Origin of the sequence: Faecalicatena orotica (assembly GCF_003149245.1) — a bacterium.
Classification (GTDB): Bacteria; Bacillota; Clostridia; order Lachnospirales; family Lachnospiraceae; genus Faecalicatena_A; species Faecalicatena_A orotica.
The window spans coordinates 164,608-182,804 of sequence record NZ_QGDL01000005.1 but is presented as its reverse complement, the minus strand read 5'-3'; the positions used below and the strand labels follow the sequence as shown (position 1 = coordinate 182,804).

Here is an 18,197-nt window from a genome sequence, read left to right as displayed (position 1 = left end):
TTTAAAGACTCTTTGCAAAGGCATCCTTGTAGGCTTCTGCCTTAGGAGCAATGGCCAGGAAAAGGTATTTTCCCCGCACAGACAGCTGCGCCTGCTCAAGCAGCTTTACCTGCTCAGGCGCATACCCCTCAAAATCATTCTTCCTGTTCTCAATTCTCTTCTGGACCGCATCTCTTACGTGCTGCATCTGCCCGTCATTCTTCACCTTAATCAGAAGGACTTCCTCTGTCGACATACTTTTCTGTGAACTGTAAAGCATAACACCGTCATAGTCCGCGCTGTTAAGCCCGTAGTAACGCTTAAGGCCCTGAACATCCACTTTCGTGAGATTTTCCGTATCAAGGGACGACTCAACAGCCTGTTCAATCTTATCGAACGACTTGGTGCTGCCACTCGTATAAATCATAAGGACGACGATATAAGCAATGATCATCACCAATACGAAGTATTTCAGTATCATATTCTTTCCGGGTCCACGCCTCTGTATATTTTTCTCCTGCATCATAATGCGGCCACCTCCGCCATCCGGTTCAGCCAGTAAGGATAGAATTCTGCCTTAAAATGCACACCATCCTCTTCATAATCACTATCTGAAGCCAGATCTGTATTGTCGATATAGGCGATTTGTCTCTTGTCACAGAGTTCACGCAATACTTCATTATAATCGGCCAGCTTTTCATAAACCGGCTGCCTCTCTATCTCCTGATCCTGAACCGGGAAAATCGAATTCACAAACAGCTTCGTGTCCGGGAGCTTCTTTTGCAGCTCCTTCAACAGGGCGTCATACTGCTTCACGAACTCATCTGTATTCCCATTTGTCGCGATAATATCATTCATACCGTATGACAGGAAAATCACCTGCGGATTCAGCTTCTCCACCTTAGCCACCTGGTCATCCAGTTCATCCAATTCCACACCGATCTTCGCAATCACACTTGAGGCGTTCAGAATATCATACTCTGTAAATGCCTCTGAGATAGAGTCTCCCATAATCACGGCGTTTGCGAATATCGCTTTATAGTTTCTGTCTGTATCCTCATCTTCCTTGTCTTTCTCCTTGTTGTCCGCCTTATCCTTCTCCTCCAGCTTCTCAATCTTATTCTCTATCGCAGTCACATCTGCTTTCTTAGCCTGCTTTATAATCTTGAGTCCCTCCGAAGTATCAACCTTCCCGCGGGACAGGCTGCTGATTCCTTCTGCAATCAAAATTCCAAGGATCAGAACGCCTACAGCTATACAGCAGTATTTAGCCACTTTATGTTTCTTTTTCTTCATCATCCGTATTTAAGACCTCTCCTGCAAAATACCTTCATTATTTATAACATAGTAAATATACATTTTATCATACTTTTTTTGCCTGCAAAAGTCAACGTTTCTGTCCCGTGGGAACCGAATTTTAAGAAAATCATAAAAACTTAACGAGGTATTTCACGAGTTTCGTATTTATGGTATACTATTTACACTTAGCGAGGTATTTTCGAGCTTAGTGGAAATGCATACCTGAACACTTGATGAGGTACTTTCGAATCTAGTGTTCACGGTATACTATTTATACTTAGCGAGGTATTTTCGAGCTTAATTCAAGAACACACTACGGAGGTTAACATATATGATATCCCTGCACCTTACCAGCGTAAAAGATTTTATGTCCCACTTACTGTTATCCGAAACATTCGACAGTTTCCTATTTATAGAAGGGGAAATCGTAACCTTCAACACCTTTACAATAGACGGCTTCATCCAGAAGCCCTTCTTCCCCGAAGAAGAGGACCTGCCTGAATACTCCAGCTGGAAATCTCTGCGGGACTATTGTTTTTCCCTTATCAAAGGCAAAAAGACTCCATTAAGTTTCAAATTCATATTCAGTCTGTCCCCTAAAAATATAGCCCGGCTCATCGAGCAAAATAATTTAGATTTCCACCCCGGCCAGGTACAGGGGCTTTACATGAATATACGCTATGACGGAACCATGCTCCAGTGTATTACCGGAACTTCCCTGAAAAGCTTCTCGATGGACAAGTCTCTGGAGCACGCATGGGACAATATGGTGCAAAGATACCTTGCACAAAAACAGATTCCTTTCGAAAGTTTATCCTGATGCAGTTATGATTACGATGAACTATATAAAATGAAGAAAAGCCCTGACGGGCCCCATCCGTAATTTCAGTCTACAGATGGGCCCGTCAGGGCTCTTCTTTTATATAAATAGTCTTTTACTTCGTAAGCAGCAGCATAATCTCATTACTGCGCTGTACGAATGCGGTCATCTCTTCCGGACTCAGCGGCTTATGTGCCAGCATCGCCAGATCATAGAGCTGTTTGCAGATTACCGGTACACTCTTACTGCGTTTATGCTCCACAACAAACTGTACCAGCGGATGGTTCGCATTCAGGATCAGTGTTGCCTGGCTTCCGAACATACCTGCATCCATTCCGCCCATGCCGTACATCTTCATCATCTCTTCCATACGTCTGGACTGTTCCGGCAGCACTGCCATAGACGCAACATTATCATCTTTGAGCTTTTCAACTTTTACGTCCAGTTTATCATTGTTCAATTCCTTACGGAAAATTTCTACCAGACTGTCTGTTGTTTTCTGGAATACTTCCTTCTCTTCCTCTGTCACTTCATCTTTCAGTGAATCATGCACCTCTGCATCAATTCTCTGGAAGCTTACATTCTGATTGCGCTGCTCCAGATAAGTGATAAATGCGGAATCGATATTATGCGTCAGCAGGATCGCATCCTGTCCCTGTTCCTTGAACATCTTGATATACTGGCTCTGCTGCTGTTCATTTGTTACATAGTAAATATTTGTCTTCTTTTCTTCTGCTTCATTCTCGTCAGCATTCTCTGCCGCATCGGAATCTTTATTTTCTGCCTCTGGCTCCGCTGCAGTGTCTTTTCCCTCTTCCGGAGTCTCTTCCAGACCGCCATTAGCCTTAATGCACTCTTCCAGAGTCAGGTACTTGTGGTCCAGATTCTTAAAGATGATGGAATCTTTGATCTTTTCACCAAATTTCTCGTCTTTCAGGCATCCGAACTTGATAAACGGACTAATATCGTCCCAGTATTTTTCATAATTTTCTTTGTCGGTCTTGAACATACCGTTCAGCTTGTCTGCAACCTTCTTGGAGATGTAATCTGCAACCTTATTTACGAATCCGTCATTCTGCAGCGCACTTCTTGATACATTCAGCGGCAGGTCCGGACAGTCGATCACGCCCTTTAAGACCATCAGGAATTCCGGAATCACTTCTTTGATATTGTCCGCAATAAAGACCTGGTTATTGTACAGCTTGATTGTTCCCTCGATGGAATCATATTCTGTGTTGATCTTCGGGAAATAGAGGATTCCTTTCAGGTTAAACGGATAGTCCATATTCAGGTGGATCCAGAACAGTGGTTCTTTATAATCCATAAATACCTTGCGGTAGAAATCAATATATTCTTCTTTCGTACATTCACTTGGACTCTTCGCCCACAATGGGTGGATATCGCTTAAAGAAACAGGACGTTTCACGATCTTTGCTTTCTTCTTCGGCTCGCCCTCTTCTCCTTCTTTTGGTTCCTCCGTGATATGTTCTACAACTTCATCTGTATCGAGAATGTCTTCTTCGTCGATTGTCTCATATTCAGGCTCTGCATTCGCCTTTGACAGGAAAATTTCCACTGGCATGAAGGAACAGTATTTCTCAAGCACTTCTCTTGCCCTGTATTCATTGGCAAACTGGAGGCTGTCCTCATTCAGGAACAGTGTGATCTCAGTTCCGACTTCTGTCTTATTCCCTTCCTGCATCTCATATTCGGTACCGCCTTCACTTACCCAGTGTACCGGAGCGGCATCCTTCTGGTAAGATAAAGTATCGATGTGAACCTCGTCAGCAACCATGAATGAGGAATAGAATCCCAGACCGAAGTGTCCGATCATATCATCTTCTGTCGTCTTGTCTTTATATTTCTCTAAGAACTGTGTTGCACCTGAGAACGCGATCTGTGTAATGTACTCTTCTACCTCGTCGGCCGTCATTCCAAGACCGTTATCAATAAACTTTAAAGTCTTCTCTTCCGGATTGACAATTACCTGAATCTTAGCCTTGTAATCATCCGGCAGTTCATATTCTCCCATCATATCAAGCTTTTTCAGCTTTGTGATGGCATCACAGCCGTTTGATACAAGCTCACGCATAAAAATATCATGGTCAGAATATACCCATTTCTTAATAATCGGAAATATATTCTCACTGTCAATGGATAAGTTACCTTTTTTTGTTCCCATATATAACACTCCTTTTCATTATAGTACAAGTTTATGTGACCCTTTGTCATCTAGTAGATATTCTAATACACTGGTTTTTAAAAGTCAATAAGAAATTAGCACTCTTTTGGAGTGAGTGCTAATAAAATTATTAAAAATATAAAATATTTATAAACTTCCCGGACATTTACCTTTCACCGTAAAAAGTGTTATACTTATTTACAGCTATTTTAGCATGTATTTGATTCATACACAGTATGTTTCATCTTATTTAATTATTATACATAAAAGGAGTATCAACTATGACCGACACATTTCAGACAATCAAAGTAGACACCGACAATCAGGTTGAAGAATTAGCCGCACTGGCAGACATCATCTGGCATGAACATTTTACACCGATCATCGGAACCGGACAGGTAGAATACATGGTAGACAAATTCCAGTCTGTACCGGCCCTGAAATCCCAGCTGGGAGACGGATATGAGTATTACCAGCTTTTTGACGGCGGGGAATTCTGTGGTTACTGCGGCATACACCCAGAGAACGGGAAACTGTTCCTGAGCAAACTCTATGTAAAAAAAGAATGCCGCGGACGCCGGCTGGCATCAAAGGCATTTGACTTCTTAAAGGCACTGTGCAGGGAAAGAGGGCTAACCTCCATATGGCTCACCTGCAACAAACATAATGATGGAAGCCTGGCTGTATACCGTCATTTAGGCTTCGAGACAATCAACACACAGCAGGCTGATATAGGTAATGGCTATATCATGGATGACTATATTATGGAATATGTAATCTGATATGGAAAGAATTTGTTTACAAAAAAGGCGCACCGGCCTGTCATGGGCCGGTGTGCCATTTCCTTTTACGATCATCCTTCAATCGCTATATAGTCGTTCTTCTCTACAGCAGGTGCATCCTTTTTCGGAACCTGCAGGCGCAGAATACCGTCTTCATACTTCGCATGTATATCCTCCTGCGTTACTTCTTCTCCAACATAGAAGCTTCTGCTCATGCTGCCCGCGTAGCGTTCACGGCGGATATATTTACCATTCTCGTCCTTCTCATCTTTGTCAAGTCCTTTTGCTGCGGATATGGTAAGATATCCATTCTCCAGTTTCGCATTAATCTCCTCTTTCTTGAATCCCGGAAGGTCAATGTCTACTTCGTATCCATTGTCCGTCTCACGGATATCGGTCTTCATCATGTTCCTTGCATGCTTTCCATACAGCGGGTTCTTGCCGCCAAAGAAGTCCTTCTCAAACGGGAAATCCATCAGGTCATCAAATAAATTTTCTCCAAAAATACTAGGCATCATCATAAGTCATATCTCCTTTCCTATTAAACCTTTCATGCTGCCGCATATCTTCCCAGGGTCTCAAACAAAGATCTCTGGGTATGACATTAGTTGATCTTGTTACATAGCACTGTCGGAGAAATCCGAGGTGTTATCTATTTAGAAAGAACAAGAAGGAGATTACATTTATCTCTTTTTGTTCTACTTGTAATATAACACGCATTTTTAGCACTGTCAACCCCTGAGTGCTAATTCTAACAAAATATAAATAGCCAGAACCATTAATTTTCTGGTTCTGGCTATATGGTAACTAACTATTCAGCGCCGCAATGAGCTGCTCCAATGTTTCTTTCTGAATCCCCGGCACAAAGCTTAAGAGCTGTCTGAGCGGCATGCCGTCCATCATGGCTTCCATCATTTCTTTGCCGATGGCTCCTCCGCCGTCATCTTCAGCCATTGTATCCGGCACCATTCCGCCGGACAAAGCCCCCATTGCCTGTTCCAGAATTGCTTTACCTTTCGGGTCTGCAAGGATCTCACCCATTGTGGAGTTCATGTTATACTCCTTTGGTATCACAGTCCCGGATTCCACCTTCACATTCTCTTTCAGGACGATCTCACTGGCTGACTTTCCAATCTGTATTTCATAATTTCCGCTTTCCACATGCCAGTTATGGATATACATATTCCAGTATGTGTAAGCACGTGCATCAAGTTCGAAACGGACTGTCTTCGTCTCTCCCGGGTTAAGTGCAATCTTATCAAATGCACGCAGTTCTCTTACAGGGCGTATCACCTTGCTGTCTTTTGCCGATACATAGAGCTGGACCACTTCTTTTCCGGCGCACTTGCCGGTATTGGTCACATCGACAGAGACACAGAGCTTTTCACTTTCCTTAATTTCTTTCTTGTCAAGTACCAGATTGCTGTACTCAAATGTTGTATAGGAAAGCCCATAACCGAATGGAAATAATACCGGCATATCCTTTGATGTATAATAACGGTATCCAACAAAGACACCTTCCGTATATGCAGACTTATCATGCTCTCCGCCATATGTCAGATAGCACGGTGTATCATTCAGGCGTACCGGGAAGGTCTCTGCCAGCCTGCCGCTCGGATTTGTCCTGCCGTACAGGATGTTGACAACCGCGCCTCCGACTGCCTGTCCGCCCAGATAAGCTTCTACAACCGCTTTCACTTTACTGAGCCACGGCATTTCCACAGGGGCGCCATTGTGCAGAACAACAATGACATTAGGCTGAACTTCTGTAACTGCTTCAATCAGACGATTCTGGCAGTCCGGCATCCTCATATGCTTTCTGTCATATCCTTCGGACTCAAAGTTATCCGGAAGTCCTGCAAAGATTACGGCAGCATCTGCATTCTTCGCGTTTTCCACGGCTTCTTTTAAAAGTGCCTCATCTGTCTCATCCTTGATATCGTCAAATCCCTTTGCATAGGAAACTTCTATACCGGCAGACTCTTCCAGTCCGCGGGCAGCCTCGAGAGCTGATTCTACTTTAAAGCTGTTAATATGGGAACTTCCGCCGCCCTGATATCTCGGTGTCTCAGCATACTTCCCGATAAATGCAGCTTTCATATTGCCACTCAGAGGCAGGATCGAATCCTCATTCTTTAGAAGCACGATGCACTCTTCTTCAACTGTACGTGCTTTCTCATGGTCCTCTTCCAGATGGAAAACAGCTTCCTTATCCCTGTTGTCTTCAAATCTGTATACAATGTTCAGGATTCTCTCACAGGCCCGGTCCAGTACTTCCTCTTCTAGTGTCCCGTCCTGTACCGCCGCTGCGATCTGTGCGTCCGTGATTCCGTGTGAAGCAGGCATCTCAAGGTCACAGCCTGCCTTTAACGCGGTTACGCGGTCATTCATAGCACCCCAGTCTGTCATGACGTATCCGTCAAATCCCCACTCTTCCCTCAGAATGTCTGTAAGCATTTCTTTATTTTCACAGAGGTAGGTCCCGTTCAGACGATTGTAGGAATTCATGATGGTCCACGGTTTTTCTTTGCGGACCATCCCCTCAAAGGATGCCAGGTAAATCTCTCTCATCGTCCGCTCATCCATCTCGGAAGAATTGGTCATTCTGTGGTACTCCTGGTTATTTGCCATAAAATGCTTGGGGCTCGTACCTACATTTTTACTCTGCACGCCATGTACAAATGCCCCCGCTATCTCGGAGGATAAAAACGGGTCTTCTGAATAATACTCAAAATTACGTCCGCACAGTGGAGAACGCTTGATATTCATTGCCGGCCCGAGTAATGTACTGACTCCCTCTGCCTGGCACTCTTCTCCAAGAGTCTCTCCCATCTGCTCCACTAATTCCCTGTTGAAACTGGATGCCGTGGCACAGCCTGCCGGGAAACATACCGCCTTAATACTATCATTGACTCCCAGATGGTCCGCTTTATCATCCTGTTTTCTCAAACCGTGAGGTCCGTCGCTTACCATTGCTGACGGAATACCAAGGCGTTCTACTCCTTTCGTATGCCAGAAATCCGCACCGGAGCATAACCCAGCCTTTTCCTCTAACGTCATCTGTGCAATCAATTCTTTTAATTTCTGTTGTTCCATATTGCTGACTCCCTTCTTTTACATGATCTTCTGATTATAAAATTATCATCATAACTAATGCTGCTTTATATAAAATAACATATAGCCGCCCGGAAGTATTGTAATTATAATCATTTTATTATAAAATCATCTCATCAGGGAAAATATCGCCATCACAGCATTCATACGATTATCAGATACCGAAAGGAGTTTATCCATAAATGATTGAGAATCTAAAAGAGTTTTGCCGCCTGTTTTATGCGTCTACTTTTATACCTGTTAGTGTGTGCAAGACCCCTGGAAATGTACTCTATTCTTATCCCACAGTTTTCGAGGGCCTGCACGATACGCACTCATCGCTTCCGTCACTCCTTCATTTTGAAAAGAACCCGGACTACGTGATTATGCAGTCCTTCAGTTATTTTGGATATGTGGCCCGTGAAGGCCATGACGAATTCATCGTGATCGGCCCTGTCTTCAGTGTGCCTGTCACTGAAAGCACGGTTCGGATGTTTATGAAAGAATGTACAATTTCCATGCAGTACAAAGATTTTATCACAAACTTCCTGACGAATACTCCTCTGATTTCTTTCAACCAGTTTATGCAGATACTGGCATATCTTGACTTTTGCCTGAACAACCGGGTAACAGACCCGGAACAGCATTTCCGGCTGACAGATATACCGTCATCAAAGGATATCTCAGCCATGCATTCGGCTAATGTGTATGAGGCGAAAGAGGGGCATATCTACCATAATACATATTCCTTTGAACAGCAGTATCTGGAATGCGTCCGTGAGGGTGAGACCTGGCGTTTAATGAAGATGATAGAAGAGGCAAAGCACAATCTGGTTACCGGCCTGATTGGTGATACCCCGTTAAGAAATGCCAAAAATCTGCTGATTGCATGCACAACCCTTACCACCAGGGCAGCAATTGCAGGAGGCATGGATATCGAACAGGCTTACCAGCTCAGTGACATATATATCCAGGAGGGGGAAAAGATGCAGACTGTGGAGGCCGTACTTGGGCTCCAGCGCACAGTCATTTATGATTTTACGGAGAGAGTTGCCCAAAGTAAGATTCCCCAGGGCCTGTCGAGGGATATTTTTGACTGTGTACAATTCATCTCGCAGCATACGAATGAACTGATACGAGTCGATGATGTTGCGGCATTTCCGGAAAAAGCAGGTCCTACATCACACAGAAATTCAAGAAAGAACTCGGCTTCGATATCAGCAGCTTCATTATGCGCTGTAAACTGGAGGAAGCGAAAAGTTTACTCTCCTACTCCGACAAGACTCTGAGCGAAATCAGTAATTACCTCTGTTTCTCCAGTCAGGCCTACTTCCAGAATGTGTTTAAGAAAACATATGGCCTGACACCGAAGCAGTATCGGAATCAGACCATATAGTGTCTCTGTTTGAAATGATTGCAAATTATGAATCACTTTCTGTGACTGCCTGTTTGAGCATCTGGCTGACCATCTGGGGATTTGCCTTCCCTTTCATTGCCTTCATCGCCTGACCTACAAGGAAGCCGATTGCTTTCTCTTTTCCACCCTTGTAATCGGCCACGGATTGTGGGTTATCTGCGATGATTTTTTCTATGACTGATTTCAGGGCCCCCTCATCGTTTACCGTTTTCAGGCCATTTTCTTCCACATACCGCTCTGGGTCTGTATTGTCAGCGAATATTTTTTCAAACACTTCCTTCGCCACAGAGCTGTTGATCGTGCCCGCCTCTGTAAGATCTACAAGCTTTGCCAGATTCCCCGGTGAAAAACGGATGTCCTGCGGCTCCATATTATGTTCCTTCAAGAGACGCAGTGTTTCCACCATCAGCCAGTTGGAGACTTTTTTCGGTTTTCCACATAAAGCTGCCGCCGATTCAAAGATATCCGCAATGATTCTGGAATCTGTGATGATTTCCGCATCATATTGGGGGATATCGTATTCTCTTTTATACCGCTCCAATTTTTCAGAGCGCAGTTCCGGCTGCTTCGCTTTTATTTCTTTGATCCATTCCTCGCTGATCACAATCGGGACAAGGTCCGGCTCCGGAAAATAGCGGTAATCCTGTGCATCTTCTTTCGAACGCATCGCATAAGAATGCTCTTTATTATCATCCCAGCGCCTTGTCTCCTGAATTACCGGTTTTCCTGCCTCCAGCAGTTCGATCTGCCGATTGCGCTCACCGTCAATGGCTCTGGCAATCGCTTTGAAAGAGTTCAGGTTCTTCATCTCGGTTCTTGTACCAAACTGCGTGCTTCCTGCCTCCCGCACGGAAAGATTGACATCCGCCCGCATAGAGCCTTCCTGAAGCTTACAGTCAGATGCCCCCAGATACTGGATGATCGTGCGCAGCTTCTCTAAATAGCTGATCACCTCGTCTGCCGAACGCATATCCGGTTCTGAGACGATTTCCACCAGAGGGATGCCGCTCCGGTTATAGTCCACCAGTGTTGTATCATCCCACTCATCATGAATTAATTTTCCGGCATCCTCTTCCATGTGCATCTCATGGATTCTCACTTTTTTGGGGACACCACCGCTCTCTATTTCCACATATCCGTTTCTGGCAATCGGCAGATAAAGCTGTGAAATCTGGTAGTTCTGCGGATTATCAGGATAGAAATAATTCTTCCTGTCAAATTTGCTTACCCTGGTGATCTCACAGTTTGTCGCCAGGCCAATTGCCATCGCGTATTCTACTACCTGTTTATTCAAAACCGGAAGTGACCCCGGCTGTCCAGTACACACTGGGCATGTATGGGTATTGGGCGCGCCCCCGAACGCAGTGCTGCACCCGCAGAATATTTTTGTCTTTGTCGCCAGTTCCACATGGACCTCTAATCCGATGACGGTCTCATACTGTTTTCCCATATTATTCACGCCCCTTTCCTGCTGCCGGAGTAACAAACTGTTTCTCTGTCTCACATTCAAAAGTGTAGGCTGCGCGAATCAGCGTTTTTTCCTGAAAACTGTTTCCTATTAGCTGCATCCCGATGGGAAGCCCCCTGCTGTCTTTTCCGGCCGGAACGGACATCGCGGGAAGTCCGGCCAGATTGACCGCTACCGTATAGATATCCCCCAGATACATTTTCAAAGGATCTTTCAGTGATTCACCGAGCTTTGGCGCCGTAGAAGGAGCCGCCGGGCCAAGGATCACATCGTATTTTTCAAATGCCCGGTCAAAAGCCTGCTTGATCAGCGCCTTTGTCCGCAGCGCCTTCAGATAGTAGGCATCATAGTAACCGGAGCTTAATACATAAGACCCCAGCATAATCCGCCGCTTCACTTCCGGCCCGAAGCCTTCTGAACGGGTCTTCTTGTACATATTATGGAGCCCTTCATAGTCCCCCGCCCGATATCCATATTTCACACCGTCAAACCGTTCAAGGTTGGAGCTTGCCTCCGCAGATGCGATCACATAGTAAGCCGGGATCGCATATTTCACAAGGCTTAAGTCAAACTCCTCGACAACCGCCCCTTTTTTCCAGAGAAGCTTTGCCACATCCAGAAGCGCCTGCCTGACTTCCTGATCCAGCCCTTCCCCGATATAATCTTTCGGGATTCCGATACGGAGCCCCTTTACATCTGCCTTTAAGGCATCGGTAAAACGGATGTCCTCACGTTTCACTGAAGTACTGTCCTTCACGTCATGGGAAGCGAGTGTCTCCAGTATGGCCGCACAATCGGCAACATCCTTCGCAACCGGCCCGACCTGGTCCAGAGAAGAACCGTAAGCGATCAGCCCATAGCGGGAAACCGTCCCGTAGGTTGGTTTCAGTCCCACAACCCCGCAGAAAGCACTCGGCTGGCGTATGGAACCGCCTGTATCGGAACCAAGCGCGTACCAGCACTCCTGGGCTGCCACGGCCGCACAGGAGCCGCCGGAAGAACCGCCCGGAACATGTTCCGGATTATGCGGATTCCTCGTAGGGCCAAAGTAAGACGTCTCTGTCGTACTGCCCATAGCGAACTCATCCATATTTGTCTTTCCTAAAATGACCGCCCCTGACTTCTGAATATTTACGACTGCCTGTGCCGTAAATATAGGCCTGAAGTTGGATAAGATTCTGGAACTGCACGTGGTAAGCTGTCCCTCGATGCACAGATTATCCTTTACTGCTGCCGGCACACCTGCCAGCGGTCCTGTTAATACACCATCTTCTATCTTCTTCTGAATCTCTTCTGCACGTTGTACGGCGCCTTCCTCATCCAGTGTCACATAGCTGTGAATCTTCGGCTCCACGGCCTTTGCCTGTGCAATGGCTGCTTTTGCCGCCTCCACTGCTGAAATCTCCCTATCCTGAATCTTTTTTGCAAGTTCTAAAGCTGTAAGACTTAATATCCCCATCTTTCCTGTCTCCTCCTAACCAATCGTTTTCGGTACTTCAAAGCTGTCATCCTTCCTAAGAGGTGCGTTTTCCAATATTTTCTCCCTGTTGTCACCATTGGTAACAACATCCTCACGGAAAACATTATTTACAGGGAATACGTGGGACATCGGTTCGATCCCGTCCGTGTCCAGTTCGTTTAATATATCGATATAATCCAGCATCTTCTCCATGTCTGCCTTTGCGTCCTCCTTCTCCTCACCGGACAGCTCCAGTTTGGAGAGGATACCCACATATTCTATTGTCTCGTCTGAAATCTTGTTGGACATAAAAACCACCTTTCATTTACTCTCAGGGTCATACCCCTTTACATGTTCTGACTATCTGTACTCATCATAGTAAGCATCGTAATCTTCTGTCTCTATCACTTCACTCGGTATAAGGCGTGCATCTGCATCCAATGCGCATATCTTCGTCCCCCCGGGGAGAACGGTGTTGCGGTATACGGAATCAATCTCGTCGGCCGATACAAATCTGCTGCGGCTTAAGAAATTCATCTCCTCATCCTCATAATCTGTATATAAAGGAACCTCGTACCTGATGTTGGTCCACCCGCCGCCGGACCCTATGTCATAAACTCCGGCCGGGAAGTCTTTCCCTGCCGTTAACTCGGTGCCCTTTTTCAGTACTACCTGTTCTGTCAGAGGATTCTTTGTCTGCTCTTCCATGCAGTCGGTCCGGCCATTTTCTGTCATAAATTCTACACGCAGGTTACCACTTACTTCCACCATCGCGCCCTGATACAGCCTCACATCAATCCATTCCTTAAGCTCATCGTACTCCTCATCCGGTCCGATCCCCTGCCACAGGTAGATAGAATTCTCATAATCGTCTACAGATACTGTCCCGCTCCCATCATCCAGAATTACCTGGTAATTCCCTTCCGGGAGATGTACACCGACCCGGTATTCCCCGGGATCCAGCGTAACACGATAGTCTTCTCCCTCAGCTAACAACTCCCTTTCGGCAAACTGATACGGATCTTCATCCTCTACTAAAGTTACATTCCCATAATCAGCAGGAAGGCTCTCATCATATTGCTTTTTCATATTGAAAACAATTCCTGATACCATGACTACTAATACAAGAATCATGCCAGCCGCTTTTAGCACATTTCCATTCTGCTGCGTCCCTGCCTTTTTCCCCAGACTTACAGGAGGATTGATTCTGTCCGTACTGCTCTTATGCTTTGCAGCACGCGGGGCATTTGTATTGTCTGCACTTTTCTGGCCCTCCCCGCTCCTGTCATGCTTCCCCCATGTAGATTCAATGTGGGAACGCTCCTTCGCCATCCTTGAGCTGCTGCTCTGGTTCAGGCGGTACGTCATCTTCTCATTTCTTGTATTATCGAGTCCGCAGTCTATACATTTTCCATCTGCAAGTTTCCCTCCGCATAAATAACATCTCTTTTCAAACATAGGCCCCTCTCATTCCGTATCCGGTCTCTTTTGCAAAGGTGTCTGTGCCCTGCAGTTCAGCCCGGTATCTGAAAACTGTTTATGGTTCCAGCCTGCCTAAGTCTCTTGGGAACAATGTTGTCTCTCGTACGTTCTCTTCTCCAACCAGTTTCATGGTCAGCCGCTCCAGCCCTATACCAAGGCCTCCGTGCGGCGGCATGCCATGTTTGAATGCACTCAGGTACTGCTCCATCCCTTCATCTTCCATCCCCCTGGCCTCCATCTTAGCCATTAGGGATTTGTAATCATGGATACGCTGTCCGCCTGTTGTAATCTCCATTCCCCTGAATAAAAGATCAAAGCTTAAAGTACAGGTCTCATCTTCCGGGTCATCCATTGCGTAGAACGGACGTTTTCTGGATGGATAGTGAGTCACAAATACGAAATCTGCATCCCATTCCTCTTTTGCATATCGGCTTATTAATTGTTCTTCCTCCGGCTCAAGATCGTATGGAGTCCTGATCTTCCGGCCGTATTTTTCCGCTGCCTTCTTCTTAATCTCATCAAATCTGACTGCCGGGATCTCATCCACTTTCGGGAGTTCGACATCCAGAAGCGCAAGCTCTGCCGCATAATCCTTCTCGAGAAGCTTCATCGTGTATTGAAGAAATCCAGTCTCCATCGCCATGATATCTTCAAAACCATCGATAAATCCCATCTCGAAATCCAGGCTCGTGTACTCGTTCAGATGCCGTTTCGTGTTATGCTTCTCGGCCCGGAATACCGGTGCCGTCTCAAACACTCTGTCAAACACGCCCACCATCATCTGCTTATAGAACTGCGGACTCTGCTGGAGGATCGCCGGTCTGTGGAAGTAATCGAGCTTAAACAGGTTCGCCCCTCCTTCTGCGCTCTTTGCCCCGATCTTCGGTGTGTGGATCTCTGTGAATCCTTCCTCATACAAAAAGTCCCGAAATCCCCTGACAATGCCCTCCTGTATCTTAAACTTCGCCCGCTCCCTGACATTGCGAAGTGCAATCGGCCGGTAATTCAGCTTTGCCTCAAGGGAAGTCTTCATCTTCCACTTTGCGATTGGCAGCGGCATCGTCTCTGCCGGACTGCTCAATACTCTTATATCTTCAATCCTGATCTCAATGCCCCCGGGAGCCTTTTCTGACTGTGCAGGTATTCCTGTTACTTCGACTGTATCAGCTTCCCGCAGATCCTTCAAGTCAAATTTTGAAAATCCCTCCTCAAAAATGCATTGTACCAGTCCCTCACGTTTTCTCAAAATGATGAATGCTACCGTTTTCATGTCCCGGATTGTATGGACTGTACCGTTTACTTTGACACGATTGCCAGTAATTCCCTCTCTAAGCAGTTCATGAAGTTCCAGTGTGTCTTTTTTCATTCTTCCAGTTACAATTTCCATTTTCTTTCTCCTTTCTGTCTCATATTTTGATACATCCCGGATTGAAATGGTATTTCTGTAAACACAAAAAGTCCCGGGATGCATCTGCATCCCGGGACGGATTCTTATCATATAATCCGCGGTACCACCCGCATTGAACAGGCAATAAATAACACCTATCCCACTTTTGTGCATGTAACGTATGCAAAACGTACCGGCCTACTTTGAATCATTCAGCGGGTCAGCTCCCAAGTGTTCCCTTAATCTTCTCCACTGTCCGGCGCTCTCAGTCGGTGACGCCTGCTTCCTGTCAGCTTCTGAAAATCAGAGTCTTGTTCACAGCCTTTTTCGTTTAACACTTTAATCTGTTAAAACTTTTACCAATAATAGCACACAACTTTCCAAATTGCAAGAGGAAATTTATTCCCCCTTAATAACTTCCAGAGCCTTATCAAGCTGGTTATCTGCTTCTTTATTGTTTTCATCGGCCGTAAATTTTACTTCTACATCGGGTGTAATCCCTTTTTTATGAATGTTTCTGCCGTTTGGTGTGAAGTATTCTGAAATCGTTACCTTCAGGCAGGTTCCGTCCCCGAGGTCAAAGAGCTGCTGTACAATTCCTTTTCCATAAGTGGTGACGCCTACTATCTGCCCTGTTCCGTAATCCTGCACGGCTCCGGCGAATATTTCGGCTGCACTCGCACTATACTGGTTTACCAGAACAGCAAGCGGTTTCTTAAATTCGTGGTCTTCTTCGTTTGAATACTCGGTTGTATTACCGTACTTATCTTTCGTGGATACAATCATTCCCTTTGGCAGTATCAGTTTCAACATATCCACGGCAGTATCCAGATTCCCTCCGGGATTAGAACGAAGGTCAATCACAAGTCCGGTCATGCCCTGATTCTCCAGATCAGCCAGAGCATTCTTAAACTGCTCGTAAGTAACCGTATCAAACTCGGTCACACGGATATATCCGGTACCGCCGTCCTTCATTTCATACTCTACAGTCTGTGCTTCCACTACGCCGCGTATCGCTTTGCATTCTACCTTTTCCAGCTTATCCCCGCGGTAAACGTGCAGTGTCACACCGGTTCCTTCGTCCCCCTTGATCCACGACACAATTTCTGTCAGGTCCTCATCCGCAATCTCGTGGTCATCTACCTGATACAGAATGTCACCGTCTTCCAGTCCGGCCTTCTCCGCCGGCGAATCTTTGTATACATTTACAATTGTGACCAGACCAGTAGTAAGATCCTTTGTCAGGACGGCTCCCACTCCTGAATACTCACCCGTTGTCGATTCCATCAGGTCTTTTGTCTGTTCCTCGTTGTAATACACGGTATAGGGGTCGCCAAGGCCGCTTACATAACCGCTGTAAATGCCGTCCTGAAGAGCCTTTGTATCAATATCATCGGAATACAGATAGTTTTTATCAATCAGCTCTCCCAGCTGTTTTAATTTCTCATCTGTTGCACTGTCTGACTCCGCTTTTACGGCTGCCGAACCCGGGGACTGGGTCCTGTCACTCACAAACCTCCATGCACAGCCGCCCATTGTAACGATTAATAGCATAATGAGGGCGCCATACAGCGCCCCCTTTATAAAACTTTTATTACGATTCTCCATATTCTATGTCCAATCTTCGAGATTTTCATATACGAAAGCCCATTGGCTTTCCTTCCTCTGCGGATACCCGTAATCTCTTACAGATACCCCTGCGGATCAACTGCCACATCATTCAGTTCCACCTGAAAATGCAGATGTGCCCCGAATGAATTTCCAGTATTTCCTACGTATCCGATCTGCTGTCCTTTGGATACTGTCTGTCCTGCTGAAACAGCAAGAGCTGAGTGGTGCATATACTTTGTTACCAGTCCGTTTCCATGATTGATAACAACCCAGTTCCCGGCGCTGTCGCTCCAGCCTGCAATGACAACATAGCCGTCCGCCGCTGCATATGTAGGGGTTCCTTCTCCGGCTGCCAAATCCAGCCCCTTATGGAAAGCTCCGTCAAAATCTCTGTATCCAAATGTACTGGATATCGATGAGCCGGGGCAGGGATTCGTAAACTGTCCGCTTCCGCTGATTACCGGCGTACTGCTAGGTGGTGCGTAGCTTCCGCCCCCACCGCTGTTATTCGCCGCGGCCCTTGCCGCCTCCTGCTGCTGAATCTGCTTCTGGCGCTCCTCCTCGGCCTGCTTGATCAATTCATCAAGCTTCGCCGCGTTCTCCCCGATCTGCTTATCCAGACTGGAGATCTGAACCTTCTTATCCTCCAAAAGTGTCTGAACTTCATTCTGCTTCGCGATCAGGTCATCCTGCAGTCCCTTCAGCTCTGTATATTCACTCTGAAGTGCCTCTTCTTTAGCCTCTACATCTTTTACAACATCCTGAAACTCAACGAGCATCTCTCTATCATATGCAGATATCTGAGAAACATACTCCGCCTTATTTAAAAAATCACCAATATTATCACTTTCTATCAAGATTTCAATCAACTGGGAATTACCGTTCTCATACATAAACTTGATACGCTTCTTCATGCTTTCGTATTGGTTGTTCTCATCAACCTTAGCCTGCACAAGCTCTTCTTCTGCCTGCTCGATCTCAGCCTGCTTCTTTTCCAGTTTTTCCCTCATCTTATCCATGTCACTGATGACTGCATTCAGCTGTGCGGCAAGTGCTTCTTTTTCTTTTTCCGCCGCATTCTTCTTGTCTTCCAGCTCCTGTGCCTTCTTCTTTGCCTCATCGACTGTCTCGGCATTCACATTCAAAGCCATGCCAAAACAAAGGACAATCACCAGTACCGCGCTTATTATACTCCTCTTTCGTCTGTTCATAGGCTCC

At 45.9% G+C, this 18,197-nt stretch carries 16 protein-coding genes; 4 read left to right on the top strand and 12 right to left on the bottom strand.

Annotated features, from left to right (window positions below):
• Nucleotide 1: 1 nt before the first annotated feature.
• Nucleotides 2-505, bottom strand: coding sequence for a DUF4358 domain-containing protein (locus A8806_RS09780; RefSeq protein WP_242996031.1), 504 nt, complete (start codon nt 503-505; stop codon nt 2-4).
• Nucleotides 502-1,278 (bottom strand): GDSL-type esterase/lipase family protein, encoded by a 777-nt coding sequence (locus A8806_RS09775; protein WP_330405324.1) that lies wholly within the window; start codon nt 1,276-1,278, stop codon nt 502-504. Before A8806_RS09775 ends, A8806_RS09780 begins: the two co-directional genes overlap by 4 nt.
• A 331-nt stretch (nt 1,279-1,609) precedes the next feature.
• Between A8806_RS09775 and A8806_RS09770 the strand changes: the two genes are divergently transcribed.
• Complete coding sequence (locus tag A8806_RS09770) at nt 1,610-2,098, top strand: DUF5721 family protein (RefSeq protein ID WP_109731004.1); 489 nt, start codon at nt 1,610-1,612, stop codon at nt 2,096-2,098.
• Nucleotides 2,099-2,213: 115 nt separating this feature from the next.
• Here the strand turns inward: A8806_RS09770 and htpG are convergent, their stop codons facing one another.
• Nucleotides 2,214-4,280 (bottom strand): molecular chaperone HtpG, encoded by a 2,067-nt coding sequence (gene htpG, locus A8806_RS09765; RefSeq protein WP_109731003.1) that lies wholly within the window; start codon nt 4,278-4,280, stop codon nt 2,214-2,216.
• Between the two features lie 281 nt (nt 4,281-4,561).
• On the opposite strand from htpG, the gene A8806_RS09760 reads away from it, so the two are divergent.
• Nucleotides 4,562-5,062, top strand: a complete 501-nt coding sequence (locus A8806_RS09760; protein WP_109731002.1) for a GNAT family N-acetyltransferase — start codon at nt 4,562-4,564, stop codon at nt 5,060-5,062.
• Nucleotides 5,063-5,133: 71 nt separating this feature from the next.
• Here the strand turns inward: A8806_RS09760 and A8806_RS09755 are convergent, their stop codons facing one another.
• Complete coding sequence (locus A8806_RS09755; protein WP_109731001.1) at nt 5,134-5,583, bottom strand: Hsp20/alpha crystallin family protein; 450 nt, start codon at nt 5,581-5,583, stop codon at nt 5,134-5,136.
• A 286-nt stretch (nt 5,584-5,869) separates the two neighbouring features.
• The gene (locus A8806_RS09750) at nt 5,870-8,158 is read right to left on the bottom strand and encodes a glycoside hydrolase family 3 C-terminal domain-containing protein (RefSeq protein WP_109731000.1); all 2,289 of its coding nucleotides are present in this window, start codon (nt 8,156-8,158) and stop codon (nt 5,870-5,872) included.
• A 200-nt stretch (nt 8,159-8,358) separates the two neighbouring features.
• Between A8806_RS09750 and A8806_RS26625 the strand changes: the two genes are divergently transcribed.
• Both A8806_RS26625 and A8806_RS27120 read left to right on the top strand, forming a co-directional pair.
• Nucleotides 8,359-9,444, top strand: a complete 1,086-nt coding sequence (locus A8806_RS26625; protein WP_242996029.1) for a hypothetical protein — start codon at nt 8,359-8,361, stop codon at nt 9,442-9,444.
• Nucleotides 9,372-9,551: a helix-turn-helix domain-containing protein gene (locus A8806_RS27120; RefSeq protein ID WP_354016683.1), complete on the top strand. Its 180-nt coding sequence runs from the start codon at nt 9,372-9,374 to the stop codon at nt 9,549-9,551. The genes A8806_RS26625 and A8806_RS27120 overlap by 73 nt, the downstream gene beginning before the upstream one ends.
• A 25-nt stretch (nt 9,552-9,576) precedes the next feature.
• Here the strand turns inward: A8806_RS27120 and gatB are convergent, their stop codons facing one another.
• From gatB to A8806_RS09710, 7 genes are all read right to left on the bottom strand, one after another.
• A complete protein-coding gene (gene gatB / locus A8806_RS09740) occupies nt 9,577-11,022 on the bottom strand; it encodes an Asp-tRNA(Asn)/Glu-tRNA(Gln) amidotransferase subunit GatB (protein ID WP_109731119.1) in 1,446 nt (481 codons plus the stop codon).
• Between the two features lies 1 nt (nt 11,023).
• Complete coding sequence (gene gatA / locus A8806_RS09735) at nt 11,024-12,499, bottom strand: Asp-tRNA(Asn)/Glu-tRNA(Gln) amidotransferase subunit GatA (RefSeq protein ID WP_109730998.1); 1,476 nt, start codon at nt 12,497-12,499, stop codon at nt 11,024-11,026.
• A gap of 15 nt (nt 12,500-12,514) precedes the next feature.
• Nucleotides 12,515-12,808, bottom strand: coding sequence for an Asp-tRNA(Asn)/Glu-tRNA(Gln) amidotransferase subunit GatC (gatC, locus tag A8806_RS09730; RefSeq protein ID WP_109730997.1), 294 nt, complete (start codon nt 12,806-12,808; stop codon nt 12,515-12,517).
• A 51-nt stretch (nt 12,809-12,859) separates the two neighbouring features.
• Nucleotides 12,860-13,957, bottom strand: coding sequence for a hypothetical protein (locus A8806_RS09725; RefSeq protein ID WP_109730996.1), 1,098 nt, complete (start codon nt 13,955-13,957; stop codon nt 12,860-12,862).
• Nucleotides 13,958-14,036: 79 nt separating this feature from the next.
• Nucleotides 14,037-15,368, bottom strand: coding sequence for an aspartate--tRNA(Asn) ligase (aspS, locus tag A8806_RS09720; protein ID WP_109731118.1), 1,332 nt, complete (start codon nt 15,366-15,368; stop codon nt 14,037-14,039).
• Nucleotides 15,369-15,767: 399 nt separating this feature from the next.
• Nucleotides 15,768-16,976 carry a S41 family peptidase gene (locus tag A8806_RS09715; RefSeq protein WP_109730995.1) on the bottom strand — a complete coding sequence of 403 codons (1,209 nt, stop codon included), beginning with the start codon at nt 16,974-16,976 and terminating at the stop codon, nt 15,768-15,770.
• A 77-nt stretch (nt 16,977-17,053) separates the two neighbouring features.
• Nucleotides 17,054-18,190 (bottom strand): murein hydrolase activator EnvC family protein, encoded by a 1,137-nt coding sequence (locus A8806_RS09710; RefSeq protein WP_109730994.1) that lies wholly within the window; start codon nt 18,188-18,190, stop codon nt 17,054-17,056.
• Nucleotides 18,191-18,197: the final 7 nt, after the last annotated feature.

Coding starts and splice junctions, on each gene's coding strand:
- gatC (WP_109730997.1), bottom strand. CDS start 12,808: ATGTCCAACAAGATTTCAGACGAGACAATAGAATATGTGGGTATCCTC.
- A8806_RS09750 (WP_109731000.1), bottom strand. CDS start 8,158: ATGGAACAACAGAAATTAAAAGAATTGATTGCACAGATGACGTTAGAG.
- A8806_RS09780 (WP_242996031.1), bottom strand. CDS start 505: ATGATGCAGGAGAAAAATATACAGAGGCGTGGACCCGGAAAGAATATG.
- gatB (WP_109731119.1), bottom strand. CDS start 11,022: ATGGGAAAACAGTATGAGACCGTCATCGGATTAGAGGTCCATGTGGAA.
- A8806_RS09770 (WP_109731004.1), top strand. CDS start 1,610: ATGATATCCCTGCACCTTACCAGCGTAAAAGATTTTATGTCCCACTTA.
- htpG (WP_109731003.1), bottom strand. CDS start 4,280: ATGGGAACAAAAAAAGGTAACTTATCCATTGACAGTGAGAATATATTT.
- gatA (WP_109730998.1), bottom strand. CDS start 12,499: ATGGGGATATTAAGTCTTACAGCTTTAGAACTTGCAAAAAAGATTCAG.
- A8806_RS26625 (WP_242996029.1), top strand. CDS start 8,359: ATGATTGAGAATCTAAAAGAGTTTTGCCGCCTGTTTTATGCGTCTACT.
- A8806_RS09715 (WP_109730995.1), bottom strand. CDS start 16,976: ATGGAGAATCGTAATAAAAGTTTTATAAAGGGGGCGCTGTATGGCGCC.
- aspS (WP_109731118.1), bottom strand. CDS start 15,368: ATGGAAATTGTAACTGGAAGAATGAAAAAAGACACACTGGAACTTCAT.
- A8806_RS09710 (WP_109730994.1), bottom strand. CDS start 18,190: ATGAACAGACGAAAGAGGAGTATAATAAGCGCGGTACTGGTGATTGTC.
- A8806_RS09775 (WP_330405324.1), bottom strand. CDS start 1,278: ATGATGAAGAAAAAGAAACATAAAGTGGCTAAATACTGCTGTATAGCT.
- A8806_RS09760 (WP_109731002.1), top strand. CDS start 4,562: ATGACCGACACATTTCAGACAATCAAAGTAGACACCGACAATCAGGTT.
- A8806_RS09725 (WP_109730996.1), bottom strand. CDS start 13,957: ATGTTTGAAAAGAGATGTTATTTATGCGGAGGGAAACTTGCAGATGGA.
- A8806_RS09755 (WP_109731001.1), bottom strand. CDS start 5,583: ATGATGATGCCTAGTATTTTTGGAGAAAATTTATTTGATGACCTGATG.